Origin of the sequence: Streptomyces prunicolor NBRC 13075 (genome assembly GCF_000367365.1) — a bacterium.
GTDB lineage: Bacteria > Actinomycetota > Actinomycetes > Streptomycetales > Streptomycetaceae > Streptomyces > Streptomyces prunicolor.
This window is the reverse complement of sequence record NZ_BARF01000034.1, coordinates 165807-184065: the sequence shown is the minus strand read 5'-3', so window position 1 is coordinate 184065 and position 18259 is coordinate 165807. Positions and strand designations below refer to the sequence as shown.

The 18259-nt window shown below is 70.8% G+C and carries 16 protein-coding genes; 5 read left to right on the top strand and 11 right to left on the bottom strand.

The window, feature by feature from the left end:
* Positions 1-26 precede the first annotated feature (26 nt).
* The 4 genes from SPR02S_RS16630 to SPR02S_RS16615 form a co-directional block, all read right to left on the bottom strand.
* A complete protein-coding gene (locus SPR02S_RS16630; protein ID WP_026150610.1) occupies positions 27-827 on the bottom strand; it encodes a TIGR03943 family putative permease subunit in 801 nt (266 codons plus the stop codon).
* Complete coding sequence (locus SPR02S_RS16625; RefSeq protein WP_026150609.1) at positions 824-1837, bottom strand: permease; 1014 nt, start codon at positions 1835-1837, stop codon at positions 824-826. The genes SPR02S_RS16630 and SPR02S_RS16625 overlap by 4 nt, the downstream gene beginning before the upstream one ends.
* 81 nt (positions 1838-1918) lie before the next feature.
* The gene (locus SPR02S_RS16620) at positions 1919-2503 is read right to left on the bottom strand and encodes a DUF4865 family protein (protein WP_019058111.1); all 585 of its coding nucleotides are present in this window, start codon (positions 2501-2503) and stop codon (positions 1919-1921) included.
* An 11-nt stretch (positions 2504-2514) separates the two neighbouring features.
* Positions 2515-3096: a TetR/AcrR family transcriptional regulator gene (locus SPR02S_RS16615; protein ID WP_019058110.1), complete on the bottom strand. Its 582-nt coding sequence runs from the start codon at positions 3094-3096 to the stop codon at positions 2515-2517.
* A gap of 201 nt (positions 3097-3297) precedes the next feature.
* Here SPR02S_RS16615 and SPR02S_RS16610 point away from each other — a divergent pair, with 201 nt between their 5' ends.
* Genes SPR02S_RS16610 through SPR02S_RS16600 form a run of 3 tightly spaced genes read left to right on the top strand, consistent with a single transcriptional unit; the run spans position 3298 to position 6916 of the window.
* Positions 3298-3609, top strand: coding sequence for an SHOCT domain-containing protein (locus SPR02S_RS16610; RefSeq protein WP_019058109.1), 312 nt, complete (start codon positions 3298-3300; stop codon positions 3607-3609).
* Positions 3606-4358, top strand: a complete 753-nt coding sequence (locus tag SPR02S_RS16605; RefSeq protein ID WP_019058108.1) for an ABC transporter ATP-binding protein — start codon at positions 3606-3608, stop codon at positions 4356-4358. The genes SPR02S_RS16610 and SPR02S_RS16605 overlap by 4 nt, the downstream gene beginning before the upstream one ends.
* On the top strand, positions 4355-6916 hold the full coding sequence (locus tag SPR02S_RS16600) for an ABC transporter permease (RefSeq protein WP_019058107.1): 2562 nt from the start codon (positions 4355-4357) through the stop codon (positions 6914-6916). The genes SPR02S_RS16605 and SPR02S_RS16600 overlap by 4 nt, the downstream gene beginning before the upstream one ends.
* Positions 6917-7326: 410 nt before the next feature.
* Here SPR02S_RS16600 and SPR02S_RS16595 read toward each other — a convergent pair whose 3' ends face one another.
* Together SPR02S_RS16595 and SPR02S_RS16590 are read right to left on the bottom strand one after the other, a co-directional pair.
* On the bottom strand, positions 7327-7884 hold the full coding sequence (locus SPR02S_RS16595; protein ID WP_026150607.1) for an ATP-binding protein: 558 nt from the start codon (positions 7882-7884) through the stop codon (positions 7327-7329).
* A 359-nt stretch (positions 7885-8243) separates the two neighbouring features.
* Entirely contained in the window at positions 8244-8567 is a 324-nt protein-coding gene (locus tag SPR02S_RS16590) for a hypothetical protein (RefSeq protein WP_019058105.1), read from the bottom strand.
* Between the two features lie 374 nt (positions 8568-8941).
* Here SPR02S_RS16590 and cds1 point away from each other — a divergent pair, with 374 nt between their 5' ends.
* A complete protein-coding gene (gene cds1, locus SPR02S_RS16580) occupies positions 8942-10066 on the top strand; it encodes an L-cysteine desulfhydrase Cds1 (RefSeq protein ID WP_019058103.1) in 1125 nt (374 codons plus the stop codon).
* Between the two features lie 11 nt (positions 10067-10077).
* Here the strand turns inward: cds1 and SPR02S_RS16575 are convergent, their stop codons facing one another.
* The gene (locus SPR02S_RS16575; RefSeq protein WP_026150606.1) at positions 10078-10548 is read right to left on the bottom strand and encodes an SRPBCC family protein; all 471 of its coding nucleotides are present in this window, start codon (positions 10546-10548) and stop codon (positions 10078-10080) included.
* Positions 10549-10613: 65 nt separating this feature from the next.
* A complete protein-coding gene (locus SPR02S_RS16570) occupies positions 10614-11444 on the bottom strand; it encodes a DeoR/GlpR family DNA-binding transcription regulator (protein ID WP_019058101.1) in 831 nt (276 codons plus the stop codon).
* A gap of 291 nt (positions 11445-11735) precedes the next feature.
* Here SPR02S_RS16570 and SPR02S_RS16565 point away from each other — a divergent pair, with 291 nt between their 5' ends.
* A complete protein-coding gene (locus SPR02S_RS16565) occupies positions 11736-14078 on the top strand; it encodes a membrane protein (protein WP_019058100.1) in 2343 nt (780 codons plus the stop codon).
* Here the strand turns inward: SPR02S_RS16565 and SPR02S_RS16560 are convergent.
* The 3 genes from SPR02S_RS16560 to SPR02S_RS16550 form a co-directional block, all read right to left on the bottom strand.
* Positions 14048-16483 (bottom strand): right-handed parallel beta-helix repeat-containing protein, encoded by a 2436-nt coding sequence (locus SPR02S_RS16560; RefSeq protein ID WP_019058099.1) that lies wholly within the window; start codon positions 16481-16483, stop codon positions 14048-14050. The two genes, SPR02S_RS16565 and SPR02S_RS16560, sit on opposite strands and share 31 nt — an antisense overlap.
* A gap of 106 nt (positions 16484-16589) precedes the next feature.
* Positions 16590-17195 carry an Rv1733c family protein gene (locus SPR02S_RS16555; RefSeq protein ID WP_026150605.1) on the bottom strand — a complete coding sequence of 202 codons (606 nt, stop codon included), beginning with the start codon at positions 17193-17195 and terminating at the stop codon, positions 16590-16592.
* A 201-nt stretch (positions 17196-17396) separates the two neighbouring features.
* Positions 17397-18221, bottom strand: coding sequence for an MOSC domain-containing protein (locus SPR02S_RS16550; protein WP_019058097.1), 825 nt, complete (start codon positions 18219-18221; stop codon positions 17397-17399).
* Positions 18222-18259 lie beyond the last annotated feature (38 nt).

Below are 18259 nucleotides of genomic sequence, written 5' to 3'. Positions count from 1 at the left end.
AGCGGTCTGGCCTCAGCGGTCTGGCCTCAGCGTGAGGTCGCGAACGGCGGGGCGTCCTGGTAGGCGTTCACCGGCTTGGCGACCTTCTCGACGGTCACGCCGTTGAGCGCGGCGCGGGCAGAACTCGTCCCCAGGGTTCCGCTCGCGTGCCAGGTCCCGGTGATCGTCACCCAGGTGTTGGCGGCCAGGGCCGGGATGCCGTAGACCCGCACCTTGATGGACTGGGCGTCCGCCGCGCAGCACGAGATCATGATCCGGGTCAGGTCCCAGTAGGTGCTGCCCTTGTCGGGCGTGACGAACCCGGTCAGCTGGACGGTCCGGCCCTTGATGGCCCGCTTGCGGTCCTGCTGCACGCGGGTGGTGAAGTCGGTCAGGGTGATCGGCAGCGGCGAGGTCGCGGGCAGCGGGTCGAAGGCGTCCTGCACGGGGACGGCCTTGGTCGCGGCGCGGGAGGCGGTGTAGGCGCCGAGGGCGGGCGGGGCGTAGAAGAGGAGGCTGAGCGCGGGGAGGAAGAGCAGCCAGGCGACGCGGGGCACCTTGGAGTGGTTGTGGCCCGTGTGCTCTTCGGGGAGTTCGGTGTGGTGCTGGTCTATGTGGTTCTCGCCTATGTGGCCTTGGCCTGTGTGGTGGTCATCCACGCCCGGGGTCTGCCGTGACCGTGACCAGGCCTCCGCGATGCCGAGCAGAATCAGCAGGAACCCGGACACGACCAGCATCGGGCGCATGCTCGGCTTGACGTAGCGCAGGCACAGGTCGGTGAAGAGCGAGGCGTGCAGCAGGCCCAGGCCGCTGAGGACGAGCAGGGTCACCTGGAGGGGGCGTCTCACAGCAGTACGGCTCCGATCAGCGCGCTGGACAGCACCGCGACGACCGTCGTGGCGGCGGAGAAGCGGACCGCGAAGGCCCGGCCGAAGGTGCCCGCCTGGAGGGCGATCAGCTTCAGGTCCACCATGGGGCCGACCACCATGAAAGCGAGCCGGGCAGTGGGGGAGAAGCCCGTGAGCGAGGACGCCACGAAGGCGTCGGCCTCGGAGCAGACCGCGAGGATGATCGCGAGCGCGGCCAGGAAGAGCACGGACAGCCAGGGCGAGCCGGCGAAGGTGTCGAGCACGGAGCGCGGTACCGCGACATTGAAGGTCGCCGCCGCCATGGCACCGACGACCAGGAACCCACCCGCGTGCAGGAAGTCGTGCTGGAAGCCGGTCCGGAACTCCGTGAAGCGGCTGTGCCCCGGCCGGTGCCCGGTGTGCCGCGCGACCGGCCGCAGCCACTCCTCACGCCCCAGCCAGAGCCACAGCCAGCCCATCACCACGGCGGTCGCGAGCGAGGCGAGCAACCGGGCCAGCACCATCACCGGGCTGGCGGGAAACGCGATCGCGGTGGCCGTCAGTACGACCGGATTGATCGCGGGCGCCGAGAGCAGGAACGCGAACGCGGCGGCCGGGGTGACCCCGCGCCCGATCAGACTGTTCGCGACCGGCACCGACGCGCACTCGCACCCCGGCAGCACGACCCCCGCCATCCCGGCGACCGGCACGGCGAACGCGGCCCGCTTGGGCAGTACCTTCGTGAACACCCGCGCCGGTACGAAGGCGTTGATCGCCCCCGACAGCGCCGTACCCAGCAGCAGGAAGGGCAGCGCCTGCGTGGTGATGGCGAGGCACACGGTCCGCCAGGCCTGCACGGCCGGGGAGTCCATCCACCGCCCGACGGAGAAGAGCAGCAGCCCGGGAACGACGGCCGCCCCCAGCAACAGAAGCGGCCAGTACCGCGGCCACCCGGCTGCCGTTACCTCCGCCTCCGCCGCTGCTCTCGGCGGCTCCACTGTCGTCTGCACACGAGCTCCACATGTTCGATGTTCGCGTCGAACATAGCGGTCCCTCGCCGGCCTCCGCCGACCGGCTCCGGCGAGAGCGGGTCACCACTGCCGCCCTCGCGGCAAGGCGCCCCGCCCCGGCGCCGAAAGATGCAGCACCTGGAACACGTCCCCCTCCGCCTTCGGCGTGTCCTGCTCCCAGAGCGAGAAGTGGACCAGCTCCCAGCTGTGCGGGTCGACGGCCGCCGCCGCGAACACCGCACCGTCCGCCCCGGCCAACTGCCGTGTCTCGCGCACCGCTTCTTCCATGACGGCGGCCAACTCCCCACCCTCCGGTATCCGTTGGCGCCGCCGCACCGCGACCGCGGCGGGGGAACCCGAGGCGCCGCCCTCCTCGTACGCGAGGCCCGACCACCGCACCACCTTAGGCCGCCCGAAGTCATTGACGAGCCCCTGGAACGCGCCGCCCCAGAGGAAGCGGTTCATGCCCTCCACCGTGTTCCACAGATAGAACGGCGCGTACTGGTTGACCGGCGAACCGTGCACCCCGCGCTCACGCAGGAGATACGCCTTGACGCCGAGCCCGTCCCACTCGTCGAGCAGATGCCCGACCCGCGCGACCCGGCCCCGGATGATGCCCATGTCGTAGTCGGCGGGCAGGGTGAGTTCGTACTGCATGGCGTGCATCAAGTGCCTCCTCAGGAGGGAGAGTCGGAGGGGGATTTCACGGGCGAGAGCAGGGAGAGCAGTCCCCGAACGCCTGCGTCGAAGGCGGCCGGTGACCCCGACGCGCGGGCCAGCACATAACCGCCCTGCAAGGTCGCGAGGATCGTCGCCGCGATCTCCTCGCCGTCCAGCTCCGGCCCGAACTGCCCCTGCTCCTTGCCCTCTTCGACGATCCCGGCGAGCCGCTCCAGGATCGCGTCGAGCGTCGCGTCCACCGGTTCCCGCAGCTCGGCGCTGGCGATCACGTCGGGATCCATCGTCAGCCGCCCGACCGGACACCCGCGCAACACATCGCGCTCGCGCCGCAGATACGCCTCGATCCGCTCGTACGGCGTGCCGGGCCCGTCGAGTACTCCCTCGGCGGCAGCCCGCAACTCCTCGGCCGTCCGCCGGATCGCGGCCAGCGCCAGCTCCGGCTTGCCTTTGAAGTGGTGGTACATGCTGCCCTGCCCGGCGCCCGCGCGCTCCAGGATCGCCTTGGGGCTGGTGCCGACGTAGCCGCGCTCCCACAGCAGCTCGCGGGTGGACTCGATCAGTCGCTCCGGGGTGCTCATACGCGGACTGTACATACTAGTAGGTACAGAAGTCGAGAACCTACGGAGCAGCCGGAACGCACGCACGTACTCCCCGGGAGGTACACGCACTGCCGCTGGCCGTACGACGACCCGGACCCCTCCCCGGAGCCAGGCTCGATACATCACCAGACATCACAGGAAGCCCCCTCCGGGCTCCGGACCACTTGGAGATGAATCGACATGCAGACTCTGGCGAACTGGAACGGCGGCGGCCCCGGCCCGTGGATCCTGTTCTTCCCGCTGATCTGGGCGGCCGTGGTGGTCGGCGTGGTGACCGTCCTGCGCCGCACCGGCTGGAGCGGTCGCGGGATCGGGCGCGGCGGACCGTGGCGCGCGCTGGCCGACACCCGCCCCACCGGCGACTCCCCGCTCGCGGTCCTCGGCCGCCGCTTCGCCTCCGGCGAGATCGACGAGGACGAGTACTGGCGCCGCCTCTCCGTCCTGGACGAGCAGTTCGGCCGCACCGCAGGCAAGGGAGGCGGCCCGGCATGACCACCGCGACCACCACCCGCACGGCCGCGCGGGTCGTCGACGCCGTCAAGGTGTACGGCGTCGGCGACACCGCCGTACGAGCCCTGGACGGAGTGAGCGTCGACTTCCCGGCCGGCCGCTTCACCGCGATCATGGGCCCCTCGGGCTCCGGCAAGTCGACCTTGATGCACTGCGCGGCCGGACTGGACACACTCACCTCGGGCGCCGCGTACATCGGCGACACGGAACTCGGCTCCCTCGACGACCGCCGCCTGACCCTCCTCCGCCGCGACCGCGTCGGCTTCGTCTTCCAGGCGTTCAACCTGGTGCCGACGCTGACCGTCGCGGAGAACATCACCCTGCCTCTCGACCTCTCCGGGGCGAGGGGCGACCGGGAGTGGATCGACGCGCTCGTCGACGTGGTCGGCCTGCGCGACCGCCTCCACCACCGCCCCTCCGAGCTCTCCGGCGGCCAGCAGCAACGCGTCGCCGTGGCAAGGGCGTTCGCGGGCCGCCCGGAGGTCGTCTTCGCCGACGAGCCGACCGGCAACCTCGACTCCCGCTCCGGCGGCGAGGTCCTGGGCCTGCTCCGGCGCGCGGTACAGCAGACGGACCGCACGGTCGTGATGGTGACCCACGACCCGGTGGCCGCCGCCCACGCGGACGAGGTCGTCTTCCTCGCGGACGGACGCCTGGTGGACCGTATGGATTCCCCCACGGCCGAAAAGGTCCTGGACCGCCTGAAGGCCTTCGAGGACGTGAGGTCATGAACGCCTCCGCCCGCCTCAGCATGTCCTCCCTACGGGCCCACAAAAGGCGCTTCGCCGGTACGTTCCTCGCCGTGTTCCTAGGAGTCGCCTTCCTCGCCGGGACCCTGGTCATGGGTGACACCCTGCGCGCCAACTTCGACACCATGTTCGGCGACGCGACCAGCGGCACGGACGCCGTGGTGCGCAGCGCCGACGCCATCACAACACCGGGCGAGAGCGAGGGCGTTCGGCAACCGGTGAGCACGGCCCTGCTGAAGACCATCGGCCAAGTCCCCGGCGTCGCGGCAGCCGCCCCCAGCATCCAGGGCGCGGGCCAACTCGTCGGCGCCAACGGCGAGGCCATCGGCGGCAAGGGCCCGCCCACCCTCGCCGGCAACTGGATCACCGACCCGAAACTCAACCCGTACCGCCTCGCGGAAGGCCGAACTCCGGCCAGGCCGGGCGAGGTTGTCATCAACCGAGGTGCCGCCGACAAGGGCCACCTGGAGATCGGCGACACGACGACGCTGCGCACGCCCAACCCCGTCAAGGTGACGATCGTCGGCCTCGCGACCTTCGGCGGCGAGGACGGTATGGCACAGGTGACCTTCACCGGCATGACGCAGGCCGACGCCGAGAAGTACCTCACCGCCAAGCCCGGCGAGGCGTCGAGCATCAGCGTGCGCGCCGGCCCCGGCATCAGCCAGACGCAACTGGCCGACCGGCTGACTCCCGTCCTCCCCAAGGGAGTTGAGGCGATCACGGGCCAACAGTCGGCCCAGGAGAACACGGACATGATCTCGTCCCAGTTCCTCACCATCTTCACCACGTTCCTGCTGGTGTTCTCCGGCATCGCCCTGCTGGTCGCGACCTTCTCCATCCACAACACCTTCGCGATCGTCATCGCCCAACGCACCCGAGAGAACGCCCTGTTGCGAGCGCTCGGCGCCTCCCGCCGCCAGGTGACGGCGGCCACGGTCACCGAGGCGAGCGTCGTCGCAGTCGCCGCATCCGCCGCGGGACTGGCGGGCGGAATCGGCATCGCGGCCGGACTGAAGGCACTGTTCCCGGCCATCGGATTCCCGTTCCCCGAGGGCGACTTGGTGATCAAAACGCTCTCCATGGTCCTGCCACTCGCGGTCGGCATCATCGTCTGCCTGGGCTCCGCACTCATGCCGGCGGTACGAGCGGGCCGCACCGCACCCCTCGCGGCGCTGCGCGAGACGGCCGTGGACCAGTCAGGCGCGTCCCGCGTCCGAGCGGTAACAGGAACGGCCCTCGCGCTCCTTGCCGTCTCCGCGACGCTCACCGGCGTACTGATCTCACCGTCCTTGCTGCTGGCGGGAGTTGGGGCGGTACTGGCCCTGGTCGCCTTCGTGGTCCTCGGCCCGGTCGCCTCCTCCACGGCGGTACGCGTCCTCGGTAGCCCCCTGGACCGACTGCGCGGCGTCACCGGTGGACTGGCCCGACGCAACGCCCTGCGCAGCCCCCGCCGGACGGCCGCCACCGCCAGCGCGCTGATGATCGGCGTGGCCGTGGTGTCGCTGTTCACCGTCTTCGGCGCCTCGTTGAAGGCGACGATGGACCAGACGGTGTCCCGGTCCTTCGCCGGTGACGTAGCCGTCAGCACTCCTTCCTTCGGAGCGGGCGGCAGTGGCCTGAGCCCCGAACTGGCCGGAGCCATCGGCAAGTTGCCCGAGGTGGACACGGCAGTGGGACTCGGCCGCGGAGTAGCCGAAGTAGACGGCAAGGGACGGGCATTGACGGTCACGGATCCCACCGCCCTCGCCCGCACCTTCGACCTCGGCACGGTCCAGGGCTCCCTCCGCTCCCTCGGCACCGACGGCATCGCCATCACCAGAACGGAAGCCGACCGCCAACACCTGACCACCGGCAGCACAGCCCAACTGGCCTTCACCGACGGCCAGAAGAAGACCTTCACAGTCCGCGCGATCTACGGTCAGTCCGAACTCGCCGGCGACTACGTCATCACCCGCGCCGCCTGGTCCCCACACCGCACCCAGGACTCCGACACGCTCGTCGCCGTCTCCTTCAAGGAGGGCGTGAGCACGGCCAAAGGCAAAGCCGCAGTCGATTCGATCGCAGCCCACTACGGCAACCCACAAGTTCAGACCCGCCACGAATACGCGCAGTCCTCGGCGGGCGGGATCGACATGATGCTGACCCTCGTCTACGCCCTGCTGGCCCTCGCGGTCCTGATCGCGCTCCTGGGCATCGCCAACACACTCACCCTGGCGATCCACGAACGCACCCGCGAACTGGGCCTGTTGAGGGCAGTGGGCCAGACCCGTTCCCAACTCCGGGCCATGGTCCGCTGGGAGTCGGTCCTGGTCGCCGCCTTCGGCACGCTGGGCGGCCTAGCCCTGGGCGCCTTCCTCGGCTGGGTCCTGGTCAAGGCCTCGGACGGCGCCAGCGACAGCGCCTTCGCCTTCGCGCTCCCGCCCGTACAACTAGTGGTGGTGGCCCTGGTCGGCGTAACCGCAGGAGCACTCGCGGGCCTACGCCCAGCCCGCCGGGCAGCACGGCTGGACGTACTCCGGGCGATCGCCACAGAGTGACAAGACACCGGTAGACAAGTGCAGGGCGTCCACCCAAACAGACGGTGAGGGCCCACCAAGTCGGACTGTCCCCACGTGGACGGCCGAGAGGGAGCCGTAGGGGCGCGCCGGTGTCGAGAGCCCCAGCGCGCGGAGGCGCGCAGCGCCGAGCACGGTGGGGCTCTCGACACCGGCTTTGGCGCCCCGAAGGCGACCGAACCAATAAGAGGTGCGCGCGGGTGCCTGATCAACACCGGACCAGCATCCCGGCGTTCGCAACACCGGCCCAGCATCGCGCTGTTGAAAAAACACGCCTCAGGTAAGCCGCTGTCAGAAGACAGGCCCAGCCACCCCTCCCGCTCAACACCGCCACCCCAAAGCCACCCTCCCCGCCCCCTCCACCACCCCCCCCGCAACGAATCACCGCCCGATCAACCGGCAACGGCGGACCGGGCGGGAGCGTGTTGGGGCCGGTGGCCGTCAACCGGGTGCTCGACCTCGGTGACGAACCGGTGCGCGGGTTTCTCCACCGCCGTACGGCGCGGTGAACGACCCGGCGTCGCAGTCGCCGTCGCCGTCGCGGGCGTAGCCGCACTGAGCGCGAACCACACGACCTTCCCGGACTCACCGTCCGGCCGCACCCCCCAGTTCTCGCTCACCGCGGCGACCATCGCGAGTCCACGCCCACAAGTGGCCGTAGGAGAGACCTCGTCGATGTCACCGACCACCGGAAGCCGGGGATCGTGGTCGTGCACCGAGACCATGAGCTGGTCGAGCACCAGCTCGATCTCGACGACGCACGTCTTGTCGGGCTGGGCATGCCGGTGGACGTTGGTCAGGAGCTCTGTGACACCGAGCGCGGCCCGGTCTATCAGAGGGTCCAGATGCCAGTAGCGCAATTGCGCAGATACGATTCTGCGGACCTGGCCGATCCGCGACGGCAGGGCTTGGAGCTCCACCGTGCAGTGCCTGCTTGGGTGACTGATCACGGCTGCGACTCCCCGACTGAGGTCCGGAAGAACACGGAGTTCGGATCCAGCAGAGTGGTCGGAGAACGGCCGCCTGCTGTTGTGTCCGGCGGGCTGGTTCGCAGCGTTATCGCCGGTAAACCCAGAGTGACGTGAGACCAGAGTGGCTCAGGGGCCGCGATCCCGCAACTCGCGGCCGACGACTGCCCGTCAATGGCGCGGATCAGCTCTACCACGGAGCCGAGCGCTCCCTACCACGGAGCCGGGCGCTCCCCGCCACGAACCGGCCACCCCCCCCCACCATGGAACCGACCGCTCCACGACATGGATCAGCCGCTCTACGGAGCAGGATCCGAGACGCCACAGCGCCACAGCGCCTGTCAGCCGCCCCGCCCCGCCGCCTTCCGCACAGCCTCGATGAACCGGCGTGCCGCAGGCGGACCCGGTTGCCCGGGCGCGGGGTCGTGCTCGCCGAGGGTCAACAGATACCTGTTGCCGTTGAGGTCGGCCAGCGCCCGGTCCTCGGGAGCGAACCAGGGTTTCGACGCGCGCACCGCCTGCACCGGCGCGCTGTCGATCTCGCTGCCGTAACTGGTGAGCAACTCCAGCCTGCCGTCATTGATCCGGACCTGTCCGGCCCGCGTGAGCGACCGCAGCCGCTTCCCGATCCGCACGCCCGTGGCCGTGAACTCCGGCTCCGCCATGCTTCCCCGCCCCCTTGGTCCAGGACCTCTGTGATCCAGTGTGCGCCCCCGTTCAGGACGTTCGTCCCGCTCCCGTGCAGTCTGCCCGCCACGGGCGTCGAGCACCAGTACGTACCGCACGGTCACGGTGAGTACCCGGAGCACTCGCGCGAGTGCGCCCCCGCGCCCCTGTCGGAAGCCCGGCGAAAGCTTGCCGAAGACCTCCTGACGGCCTAATGACGGCCTGCCGATGCCCTGTTGACGCCCTTGCCCCAGGGATGCCTTTGAGGCACCCAAAGGCACGTTTATGCAGGTGAGAAGCGTGCCGAAGGTGCATATGATCGAGACGTCGGCCGCGCGAGGCGCCGTCGGCGCGAAGCGTAAGGAGCCCCGCCGTGAGCACCACCCCACAGGCCCTGACCGGTGCCACCCTCGACGTCGACCGCAGCGACGCCGCCTACCGGAGCTGGCTGAAAGAAGCCGTCCGCAAGGTCCAGGCCGACGCCAACCGCTCGGCCGACACCCACCTGCTCCGCTTCCCGCTCCCCGAGCGCTGGGGCATCGACCTCTACCTGAAGGACGAGTCGACCCACCCCACCGGCAGCCTCAAACACCGCCTCGCCCGCTCCCTCTTCCTCTACGGCCTCTGCAACGGCTGGATCCGGCCCACCCGCCCGGTGATCGAGGCCTCCAGCGGTTCCACGGCCGTCTCCGAGGCGTACTTCGCCAAACTGATCGGGGTCCCCTTCATCGCGGTCATGCCGCGCACGACCAGCGCGGAGAAGATCCGCCTGATCGAATTCCACGGCGGGCAGTGCCACTTCGTGGACGACCCGCGCAGGATGTACGAGGAGTCGGCCGCCCTCGCGGTGGAGACCGGCGGCCATTACATGGACCAGTTTACCTACGCGGAGCGGGCCACGGACTGGCGCGGCAACAACAACATCGCCGAATCCATCTTCCGCCAGCTGGAGTTGGAGCGTTTCCCGGAGCCCGCGTGGATCGTCGCCACGGCCGGCACCGGCGGTACCTCCGCGACCCTGGCGCGCTACGTCCACTACATGCAGCACGACACCCGCGTCTGTGTCGCCGACCCGGAGAACTCCTGTTTCTTCGAGGGCTGGACCACCGGCGACCAGGACGTCACCCGCGACTGCGGCTCCCGCATCGAGGGCATCGGCCGCCCCCGGATGGAACCGAGCTTCGTCCCCGGCGCGATCGACCGCATGATGAAGGTCCCGGACGCGGCCAGCGTCGCCGCCGTAAGAGCCCTGGAACAGGCCATCGGCCGCAAGGCGGGCGGCTCCACGGGCACCGGCCTCTGGAGCGCCCTCAAAATCATCGCCGAGATGGTGGAAACGGGCCAACAGGGCAGCGTGGTAACCCTGTTGTGCGACCCGGGCGACCGCTACCTGGACAAGTACTACTCGGACACGTGGCTGGCGGAACAGGGCCTGGACATCGCCCCGTACAGCAAGGCGATCACCTCGCTCCTGGCAACGGGAGTCTGGCCGACCTGAGCAAAGAACCCCTAGCCGGCCAGCCGCCGATCCAACGCCGTCACCGCATCCCTGAACGCCCGCCCCAACCCAGGCCGCGCCAACCGCAACACAGCCCGAAACGGCGCAGCCCCATCCGCGGCGAACGTCCACTGAACCCGAGTCCCACCCCCGACAGGAGTCAACCGCCACTCCTCGACCAACGCGCGAATCCCCGGCGCGTTGGTCACATCGACCCGATACGCGTACGTCTCCGGCGACTTGGCCACCAACACGGTCTCGTCGAACCGCGTCCCGCCCAGCAGCCGAACCTCACGCCCAGCCCCGTCACCGGTAGGCCGAGCCGACCTCACCGCCGAGAACCACTCGCTCCAGCCGGTCACATCCTCGGCCAGCGCACCGAACACCGCCTCCGGCGGCGCGGCGACCTCTCGAGCGAAGACGAGCCGTACGGGCGCGGTCTCGACGAAGTCGATCCCCACCGGACGCAGACGGTGAGCCATGGTGAAACCTCCGCTACGCAACGGTAGTTGGGGTCGGGGAGGGCGTCACCCTAGCTGACGGAACGTCAGATGTCTTCCCCGTCATCGGGTTCGCCCGCCACCACAAGCCGTCGCAGATGCTCGGCGATGTCCGCCCGCGCCTCGGCCGGCAACCCCGCGTCCGTCACCAGCGTGTCCACCTGTTCCAGCGCGGCGAACGAACTCAGGCCCACCGTCCCCCACTTGGTGTGGTCGGCGACGACCACGACCCGCCGCGCGGACTGCACGAGCCGCCGGTTGGTCTCGGCCTCCGCGAGGTTCGGTGTCGACAGGCCGGCCTCGACCGATATGCCGTGCACGCCGAGGAACAGCATGTCGAAGTGGAGCGCCGCGATCGCCTGGTCGGCCACCGGGCCCACCAACGAGTCGGAGGGGGTGCGCACTCCGCCGGTCAGTACGACCGTCGCCGCGCCCTGGAGCTGCCCCGAGGTGCGCTGCGCCGCGTGGAACACGTCCGCCACCCGCACCGAGTTGGTGACCACGGTGAGATCGGGGACCTCGAGCAGGTGATGCGCGAGCGCGTACGTCGTCGTACCGCCCGAGAGCGCGATCGCCGTACCCGGCGCCACCAACTCCGCCGCCGCCCGCGCGATGTCCTCCTTGGCGGTCAGCTCCAGCCCCGACTTCGCCTCGAAGCCCGGCTCGTGCGTGCTCGCCTCGACGACCGGTACCGCCCCGCCGTGCACCTTCTCCAGGACGCCCTGCCGGGCCAGCGCGTCGAGATCGCGGCGCACGGTCATGTCCGACACGCCGAGCTTGCGGGTCAGTTCGTTGACGCGGACGCCACCGCGGCGCCGGACCTCGTCGAGGATCAGTGCGCGCCGCTGCTCCGCGAGGAGGTTCTGATTCTCACTCACGTACGCTCCGGTCCTTTCGCCGCAACCCGTCAGACTGCCCAGCGCGCCCGCCCCGACCAGGACATTCTTCCCGGCTGCGGTGCGCGGACGCCCCAATCCTCGCACGCCCCCGCAAGCACCGCGCCACCGCCTGTCCCGACGCGCACATGTCATTCGGTCATCCTCCGTTCCTCACGTGTCACACCGATCGGGGGAGATTCGGTGACGGGGCGTGTGCGACGCGCCGGAAAGGACGATCCTGGTGTGCACACGGACACAGACAGACAGTGCGTCACGGGGGATGTGCGAACAGTGGAGCGTGTACAGGAACACGCCGTCACGAGCGAGGCGAAGAGCCCCGCCGGACGGCTTGATCAGACCGAACCCGCCCTGGAACTCCTGGTCCATGGAGTCGGTGGCGCCACACCCGAGGAGATGCTCGGCGATCCACGCACGGTGCGGATCACCGGCGACGACACGGCCGCCGTCTTCCGGCGCACCGCCGACGTCGACGCCGAGTCCCAGCCCGCCGACCAGCGCGAGGGGCCGATCCGCGAGGCCTACGTCTGGTGCAACCTCACCTCGGGCAACGGCACCCGTGCCCTGTGGCTGCTGCTCCTGCCGTTCATGGTCGTCAACCTCGCCCACTGGATGCGCCCCACCGCCCGCGACCGGAAACGAACGGTCCGTTTCTACGGCCTCCTGGTGCGCCTCGCGGGACTGACCCTGACCGTGCTGCTCGTCGCCGCGGCCTGCGAGGTTGCCCTCGATCTCGCCGCCTGGCAGTGCGCCGGCACGCGCGCGTGCGCCGAACGGCACACCTGGCTGGGCTTCCTGTCGCCCGCGATGTCGCACGACAGCTGGTGGAGCCGCCCCGGTCGCCGCCTCGCGCTCGCCGCCCTGGTGCCGACCGCGCTCACCGTCCTCCTCTGGTACCTCTCCCGCCGCACCTGGAGCGAGTACGAGTCCCAGCAGCCGATGCCCCGCAGAGCCGAACCCGACGACGAGCCCGACCGCAGTTCCCTGGGCCGCCCCGGCTTCTGGTACGGCCGCCGCCTGGTCGCCCGACTCCGCGCCGCCCACACCGCGGCCGGCCTCCTCACGGTCGCCGCGGCCGTCACCGTCTCGGCGGTCCACTTCGACCGCGGACCCGACGGCTCCGACCCGTTGGCCCGCCTCGGCGTACTCCTGGAGACCGCACTCGCCGGCCTCGCCTTCGTCGTGGTCTACGTGGTGTGCCGCCGGGGCCGCAGCGAGAACCGCCTCGACCAGGCCCTCGACCGCCGTCTCGTCCGACGCCTCCCGCTCGGCGCACTCCTGCTGCTCGCCCTCGCCCTGCTGTACGCCGGCTGGTCGCGCCCGGGATGGGAGTCGTCCGGGCGGCTGCCGGGTGACCCGGCCTTCGGCGGAATCGCTCTGGTCCAGGGCCTGTTGGTTATCGCCCTCGCCGTGGTCGCCCACCTTCTGCACCGCACCCACCCCGACCCGCGCGCCGCGATGCACGGGCTCGGCGGGCCGGCCGTCGCGATGCTGGCCTGCGCCCTGGGCGGCGTGATGTCCGGCGGGGTCTCGCAGCGGGTCTCCGACTGGCTGGACGGCACCGGGACGTCCATCGCGGGCCCGCCCGTCCTGCTCACCTGGCAGGCCTCGGTGATCCCGGCACTGCTGATCGTCGTCCTCGTCCTCTGCGCCGGGCTCGGCCACCGCACCTGGCGGCTGCGCCGCAGCGAACTGGCCGCGGTGGCGCGCGATTACCCGGGCGGGCGCAAGGACCGGGCGCGCACCGCGCGGATCGCGAGCATGCGCGCGATGGCCACGCTCACCGACCGCGGCCCCCTCCTCGTCGCCGTCACCTCCACTGCGACCCTGCTCCTGGGCGCCGGGGCGCTCGTCGGCGCCTTCACCACCGACAGGACACCGTCGCGGGCCGGAGAGGAGGGCCACGCCTTCGTGCACGGCGCCGCCCAGACCTCACAGGGCCTCGGCTCCTGGCTGATCGGGCTCGGCTTCATACTCTTCGTCACCTGGGGCAGGCGCGCCTACAAAGACGCCTCCGCGCGGCGCACGATCGGCATCCTCTGGGACGTGGGCACCTTCTGGCCGCGCGCCGCCCACCCCTTCGCCCCGCCCTGCTACGCCGAGCGCGCGGTACCCGACCTGACCTGGCGGATGGCCACCTGGACCCGCGCCACCGGCGGCCGCCTCGTCATCTCCGGCCACTCCCAGGGCAGCGTCCTCGCCGCAGCGGCGGCCTGGCAACTCAAGCCCGCCCAACGCAAACGAGTAGCCCTCCTGACCTACGGCTCACCCCTGGAGCGCCTCTACGGCCGCTGGTTCCCGGCCCACTTCGGACCGGCCGCGCTGACCCGGCTGCACCGTGAGGTCGACTGCTGGCGCAATCTGTACCGGCTCACCGACCCCATCGGCGGCCCGGTGCGCGTCTCCGCCGACTGCGGCCCCGAGGTGGACCACGAACCACCCCTCAAGGACCCACTGGAATACGGCCGTACGGCACGACATCCGCTGCCCGCACCGATCCTCGGCCACTCCGACTACCAGGCCGACCCCGCGTTCGCGGAGGAACGCGAGCGGCTGCTGGCCCGGCTGCGGCCCGAGGTGCCGCCTCAGGGCAGCTCGGGCAGGTCGTCCGCGTAGAGCAGGGTCAGGTCGTCCGTGCTCGGCTCCTCGAACTGGGCGACCCGGCTCGCGTGCCGCTCCACCATCGCCTCGAACGTCTGCCGCGCGGTGCGGCCGTTGCCGAACGCGGCGCCCTTGGGGATCGCCGTGAAGTACTTCGTGAGCCCCTCGGACGCGCCCTCGGCCAGCCGGTACTCGTGCTCCTCGGCCTGCTGCTCGACGATCCTCAGCAGTTCCTCGGGGTTGTAGTCGCTGAAGGTGATGGTCCGTGAGAAACGGGACGCCACACCGGGGTTGACGGACAGGAACCGCTCCATCTCCGCCGTGTAGCCCGCGACGATCACCACGACCGCGTCCCGGTGGTCCTCCATCAGCTTCACCAGCGTGTCGATGGCTTCTTTACCGAAGTCGCGTCCCGAGTCCTCCGGAGAGAGGGCGTACGCCTCGTCGATGAACAGCACTCCGCCGCGCGCCTTGTCGAAGGCCTCCTGGGTGCGGATCGCGGTGGAGCCGATGTGCTCGCCGACCAGGTCGACCCGGGACACCTCGACGAGGTGCCCCTTCTCCAGGACCCCGAGCGAGGCGAGGATCTCGCCGTAGAGCCGGGCGACCGTCGTCTTGCCGGTGCCGGGGGAGCCGGTGAAGACCAGGTGCCGTTTGACGGAGGCCGCCTTGAGGCCGGCCTGCTGGCGGCGCCGGCCCACCTCGATCATGTCGGTGAGGGCGCGCACCTCGCGCTTGACGCTGTCCAGGCCGACCAGCGCGTCGAGTTCACCGAGGACGTCCTTGGACGAGCGGGACTCCTTCTCCGGGTCCGTCGCGGGGATCAGCGGGTCCTGCTCGGCCGTGCGCTGGGGCGGGATCGCGCCCAGCACGCTGGTCGACTGGCTCGCCGTCTCCACGGCCGTCTCATGGGCGGTGGGCGGCTTCAGGCCGCTCTCGTCGCTGGTGCAGTCCTCGACGACGGGTCCCGTGCCGGGTCCCGCGTCCGGACCCGCGTCCGCGAACTCGTAACCGCCGCGCGCGCACCGCTCCGTACGGCACTTCTTGAGCGTCGTACGACAGCCGTCGATCACATGGAAGCCGTAGCCGCCGCTGCCCGTCACGCGGCAGCCCTGGAAGGTGCCCCGGCCGCCCGCGGAGACGTAGAAGCCCGCCTCGGCGGGGGAGTCGACCGTGCAGCGCTCGATGCTGGGGTCGGCGCCCTTGGTGACGATCACGCCGGTCTGGGTGGCATCCACGGTGCAGTTGTTGAGGGTGCCGCCGCTGCCGTGGTCGCGGAACCACGCGCCCGTGGCCGCGTCCCGGATCCGGCAGTCGTCGAGCTGCGCGGTCGCGCCGTCGCTCACCGACACGGCTGTGTTGCGGACCTGGGAGATGTCGCTGTCGACGACGTCCGCGCGCGAACCGCGGTCGAGCACGAACAGCGCGTCCGGTACGTCGTGCACCCGGCAGGAGTCGAGGACGACGGTCGCGCCGTCGCTGACCCACACCGCCGGATAGTCGCCCGTGCTGTCGAAGATCTCGCACTGGTTGGCGTCCACGCGGGTGCCCGGGTCCCACACCGACAGGCCGTTGCGCCCGAACTGACGCACCGTCGTCCGGGTCAGCGTCAGCACCGAACGGGAACGCAGGTCGACCGCGTTCTCCGGGATGTCGTGGATGCGGCAGTCGGCCAGGGTCAGCACCGCGTCGGTGTCGAGCGTGACGCCGTCCGCGGCCGTACGGTGCACATCGCAGTCGGTGAGGTGCGCGGTGGCCCGGCCGGTGATCTGGACGCCGCTGCCCCGCGTCTCGTAGACCTCACAACCCACCGCCTCCAGCGCGGAGTTCTCGCCCGTCGCGGACAGACCCACCCCCGACGCGTGGTGGATACGGCAGCGCTCCAGACGCGGGTGACCGCCGCCGCGGACCGCTACGCCCGCCTGACCGGCCGAGACGACCTCGCACTCCTCGAACACCCCGCCACCGCCGTCGAGTACGGCGATCCCGATGCCGGCCGGGTTGTCGACGGTGCAGCGCCGCACGGTGGGGCGGGCGCCGCCGCGGACCTCGATGCCGGACGCGGAGCGGGTGACGATCCGAAGGTCCGTCAACTCCGGTGCGCCTTCCTCGACAAGGAGGGCGGGCGCGGCCGAGTCCTGGCCTTCGACATGCAGGTCCTGGACGATCGCCGAGGCGCGGACGGTCAACGGCACGCCGTCCAGGGGCGCGATGCGCACAGAGCCGGGCGAACCCTCCGGGCCGCGCAGGGTCACCGACCGCTGCACGACGAGGTTCTCCCGGTAGGTGCCGGGAGCGACGGTGAGGACGTCTCCCTCGGCCGCGGCCTCCAGGGCGGCGGCGAGCGACGCGTACTCACCTGTGCGGCGCCGCCACCGCGATGTACCGGTGTGCGTCACCTGGACCGTGCCCTGTGCCATGGCGCTGCTGTGCCCCCACCTCGTGGTACGCGGGTTGATGCCGAAGCCTTCGCCGGTCCACCGTAGCGTGCGTGCGGGCGGTGGGTTGACCAGAGTTGGAAGGCTGTCAGCTGCCGGTGCCGGTCCGGCCCCAGTCCGGGCCCGCCCGCTCCCATGCCCGGTCCCAACGGGCGTACCTGCGACGGACCATGCGCCACAGCACGAACCGTCTGCCGCTGTCGACGAGCCCGGCGGTCAGCAGCGCCGCGCCGAGCCCGGCGAGCACGGCGTGCGTCGTCGCCGTGGCCGAGTCCAGCGGGCGGGCCACTATGTGTCCGCGCTGGTCCGTCCAGAGCCTGAAGTGGTCGCCCGCGTGCGGGGTGTTGAGGCTCGCCATCACCGTGCCGTGCTGGGCGGTGCCGTCCGGGGCGGTCCAGTCGGCCAGGACCTTGCTGCGGATGTCCCGCGCGGTGGCCGAGTCGGGGTCGGGGTCGATCTCGGCCCCCTTCAGCTTCTTGACCACCGTGGCCGTCACGACGTGCCGGTCCGCGCGCTGCTCCCGGACCGACCGCTGCAGGGTGTCCTGCGCGACCGCGCCGACGAGCGAACCGATCACGGGTGCGGCGACCAGCACCAGCAGCAGGACCACGAGGGCCAGCCAGGCCTCGACCAGATCGGTCGCGCGACGCAGCGGATTGTGCCGCCAACGCCACACACCCCTGATTGCTCCCACCGTCCCGCACCCCCTTCCCGCTCCGTGATAACCCCAGGCGTGGCCGTTCACCCAAGAGCCCCGGCAAAGAGAGAGCGAAATCACCTCTCACCGGGCCTCTCATGAACTTCTCACGGGATCTCAACGACCGGGCCCACGGGGAGGGTTCCCGCCTCACGCGCTCTTCGGCGGAACCTCGCGCGCTCTCGGGCACGACTCCGCCTACGCGAGAATCCGGACCGGATCACCGACGCGGATCGTGCCGGTCGAACGGGGCACCAGGTTCTGCCCGAAGACGAGCTTGCCGCCGATACGGCGGTGCCGGGCCAGCGTGCGCAACGGCTCCTTGCCGCGCTCGGCGGTGCCCTGGTCGGTGGTGGTCACGACGCAGCGCCCGCACTTCTTCGCGACCCGGAAGGCGACCTCGCCGATCACGACGTCCGACCAGTCGTCCTCGGCCCAGGCAGCGGTGCCCGCGACGACCACATTGGGCCGGAACCGGTTCATCGGAAGCGGCCCCTCGGCCGCGTGGTCCCCCTGCGCGATAAGGGAGTTGAGGGCATCGAGGGACGCCTCGGAGGTCAGCAGCAGCGGATAGCCGTCGGCGAAACTGACCGTCTCACCGGGAAGCGCGTAGTCCGGGTCGACCGACCTGCGCGTGGCGGGGTCGTCCATGTGGACGAGACGTACGCCGAGGCCCAGATAGTCGCTGCACCAGGTGTGCGCGGCGTCCCGCGCGGGCACCGCGTCGACCTTGGTGCCGAAGACCTCCATCGCCACGGTGGTGACCGGCTCCGGAACGGCCACGGTCAGCGGGTCACGGCCGGGCGCGGACAGACGAACACCGCCGCCGGGCAGAAGCTCGGCGGCGGCCAGTGCGAGACGCGGGTGCTCGCGTTGCGTGACGACCTTTCCCCCGTCGTCGATCAGCACCCAGCGTCGGTCACCGGCCAGCCCCCAAGGCTCCACGAGAGCCTCCCGGGGCGAGAAACCCCGGAGTGCCTTGACCGGATGAACGTGGATCGCCCGCAGCTCCGCATTCCCCATCGCTCCATCGTGCCAGTCGGCACCGACAACGCAGGGTG

Excerpts from the sequence above, each read along its gene's own strand:
- SPR02S_RS16620 (WP_019058111.1), bottom strand. The coding sequence starts at position 2,503 with ATGCACGCCATGCAGTACGAACTCACCCTGCCCGCCGACTACGACATG.
- SPR02S_RS16615 (WP_019058110.1), bottom strand. The coding sequence starts at position 3,096 with ATGAGCACCCCGGAGCGACTGATCGAGTCCACCCGCGAGCTGCTGTGG.
- SPR02S_RS16610 (WP_019058109.1), top strand. The coding sequence starts at position 3,298 with ATGCAGACTCTGGCGAACTGGAACGGCGGCGGCCCCGGCCCGTGGATC.
- SPR02S_RS16605 (WP_019058108.1), top strand. The coding sequence starts at position 3,606 with ATGACCACCGCGACCACCACCCGCACGGCCGCGCGGGTCGTCGACGCC.
- SPR02S_RS16600 (WP_019058107.1), top strand. The coding sequence starts at position 4,355 with ATGAACGCCTCCGCCCGCCTCAGCATGTCCTCCCTACGGGCCCACAAA.
- SPR02S_RS16590 (WP_019058105.1), bottom strand. The coding sequence starts at position 8,567 with ATGGCGGAGCCGGAGTTCACGGCCACGGGCGTGCGGATCGGGAAGCGG.
- SPR02S_RS16575 (WP_026150606.1), bottom strand. The coding sequence starts at position 10,548 with ATGGCTCACCGTCTGCGTCCGGTGGGGATCGACTTCGTCGAGACCGCG.
- SPR02S_RS16560 (WP_019058099.1), bottom strand. The coding sequence starts at position 16,483 with ATGGCACAGGGCACGGTCCAGGTGACGCACACCGGTACATCGCGGTGG.
- SPR02S_RS16550 (WP_019058097.1), bottom strand. The coding sequence starts at position 18,221 with ATGGGGAATGCGGAGCTGCGGGCGATCCACGTTCATCCGGTCAAGGCA.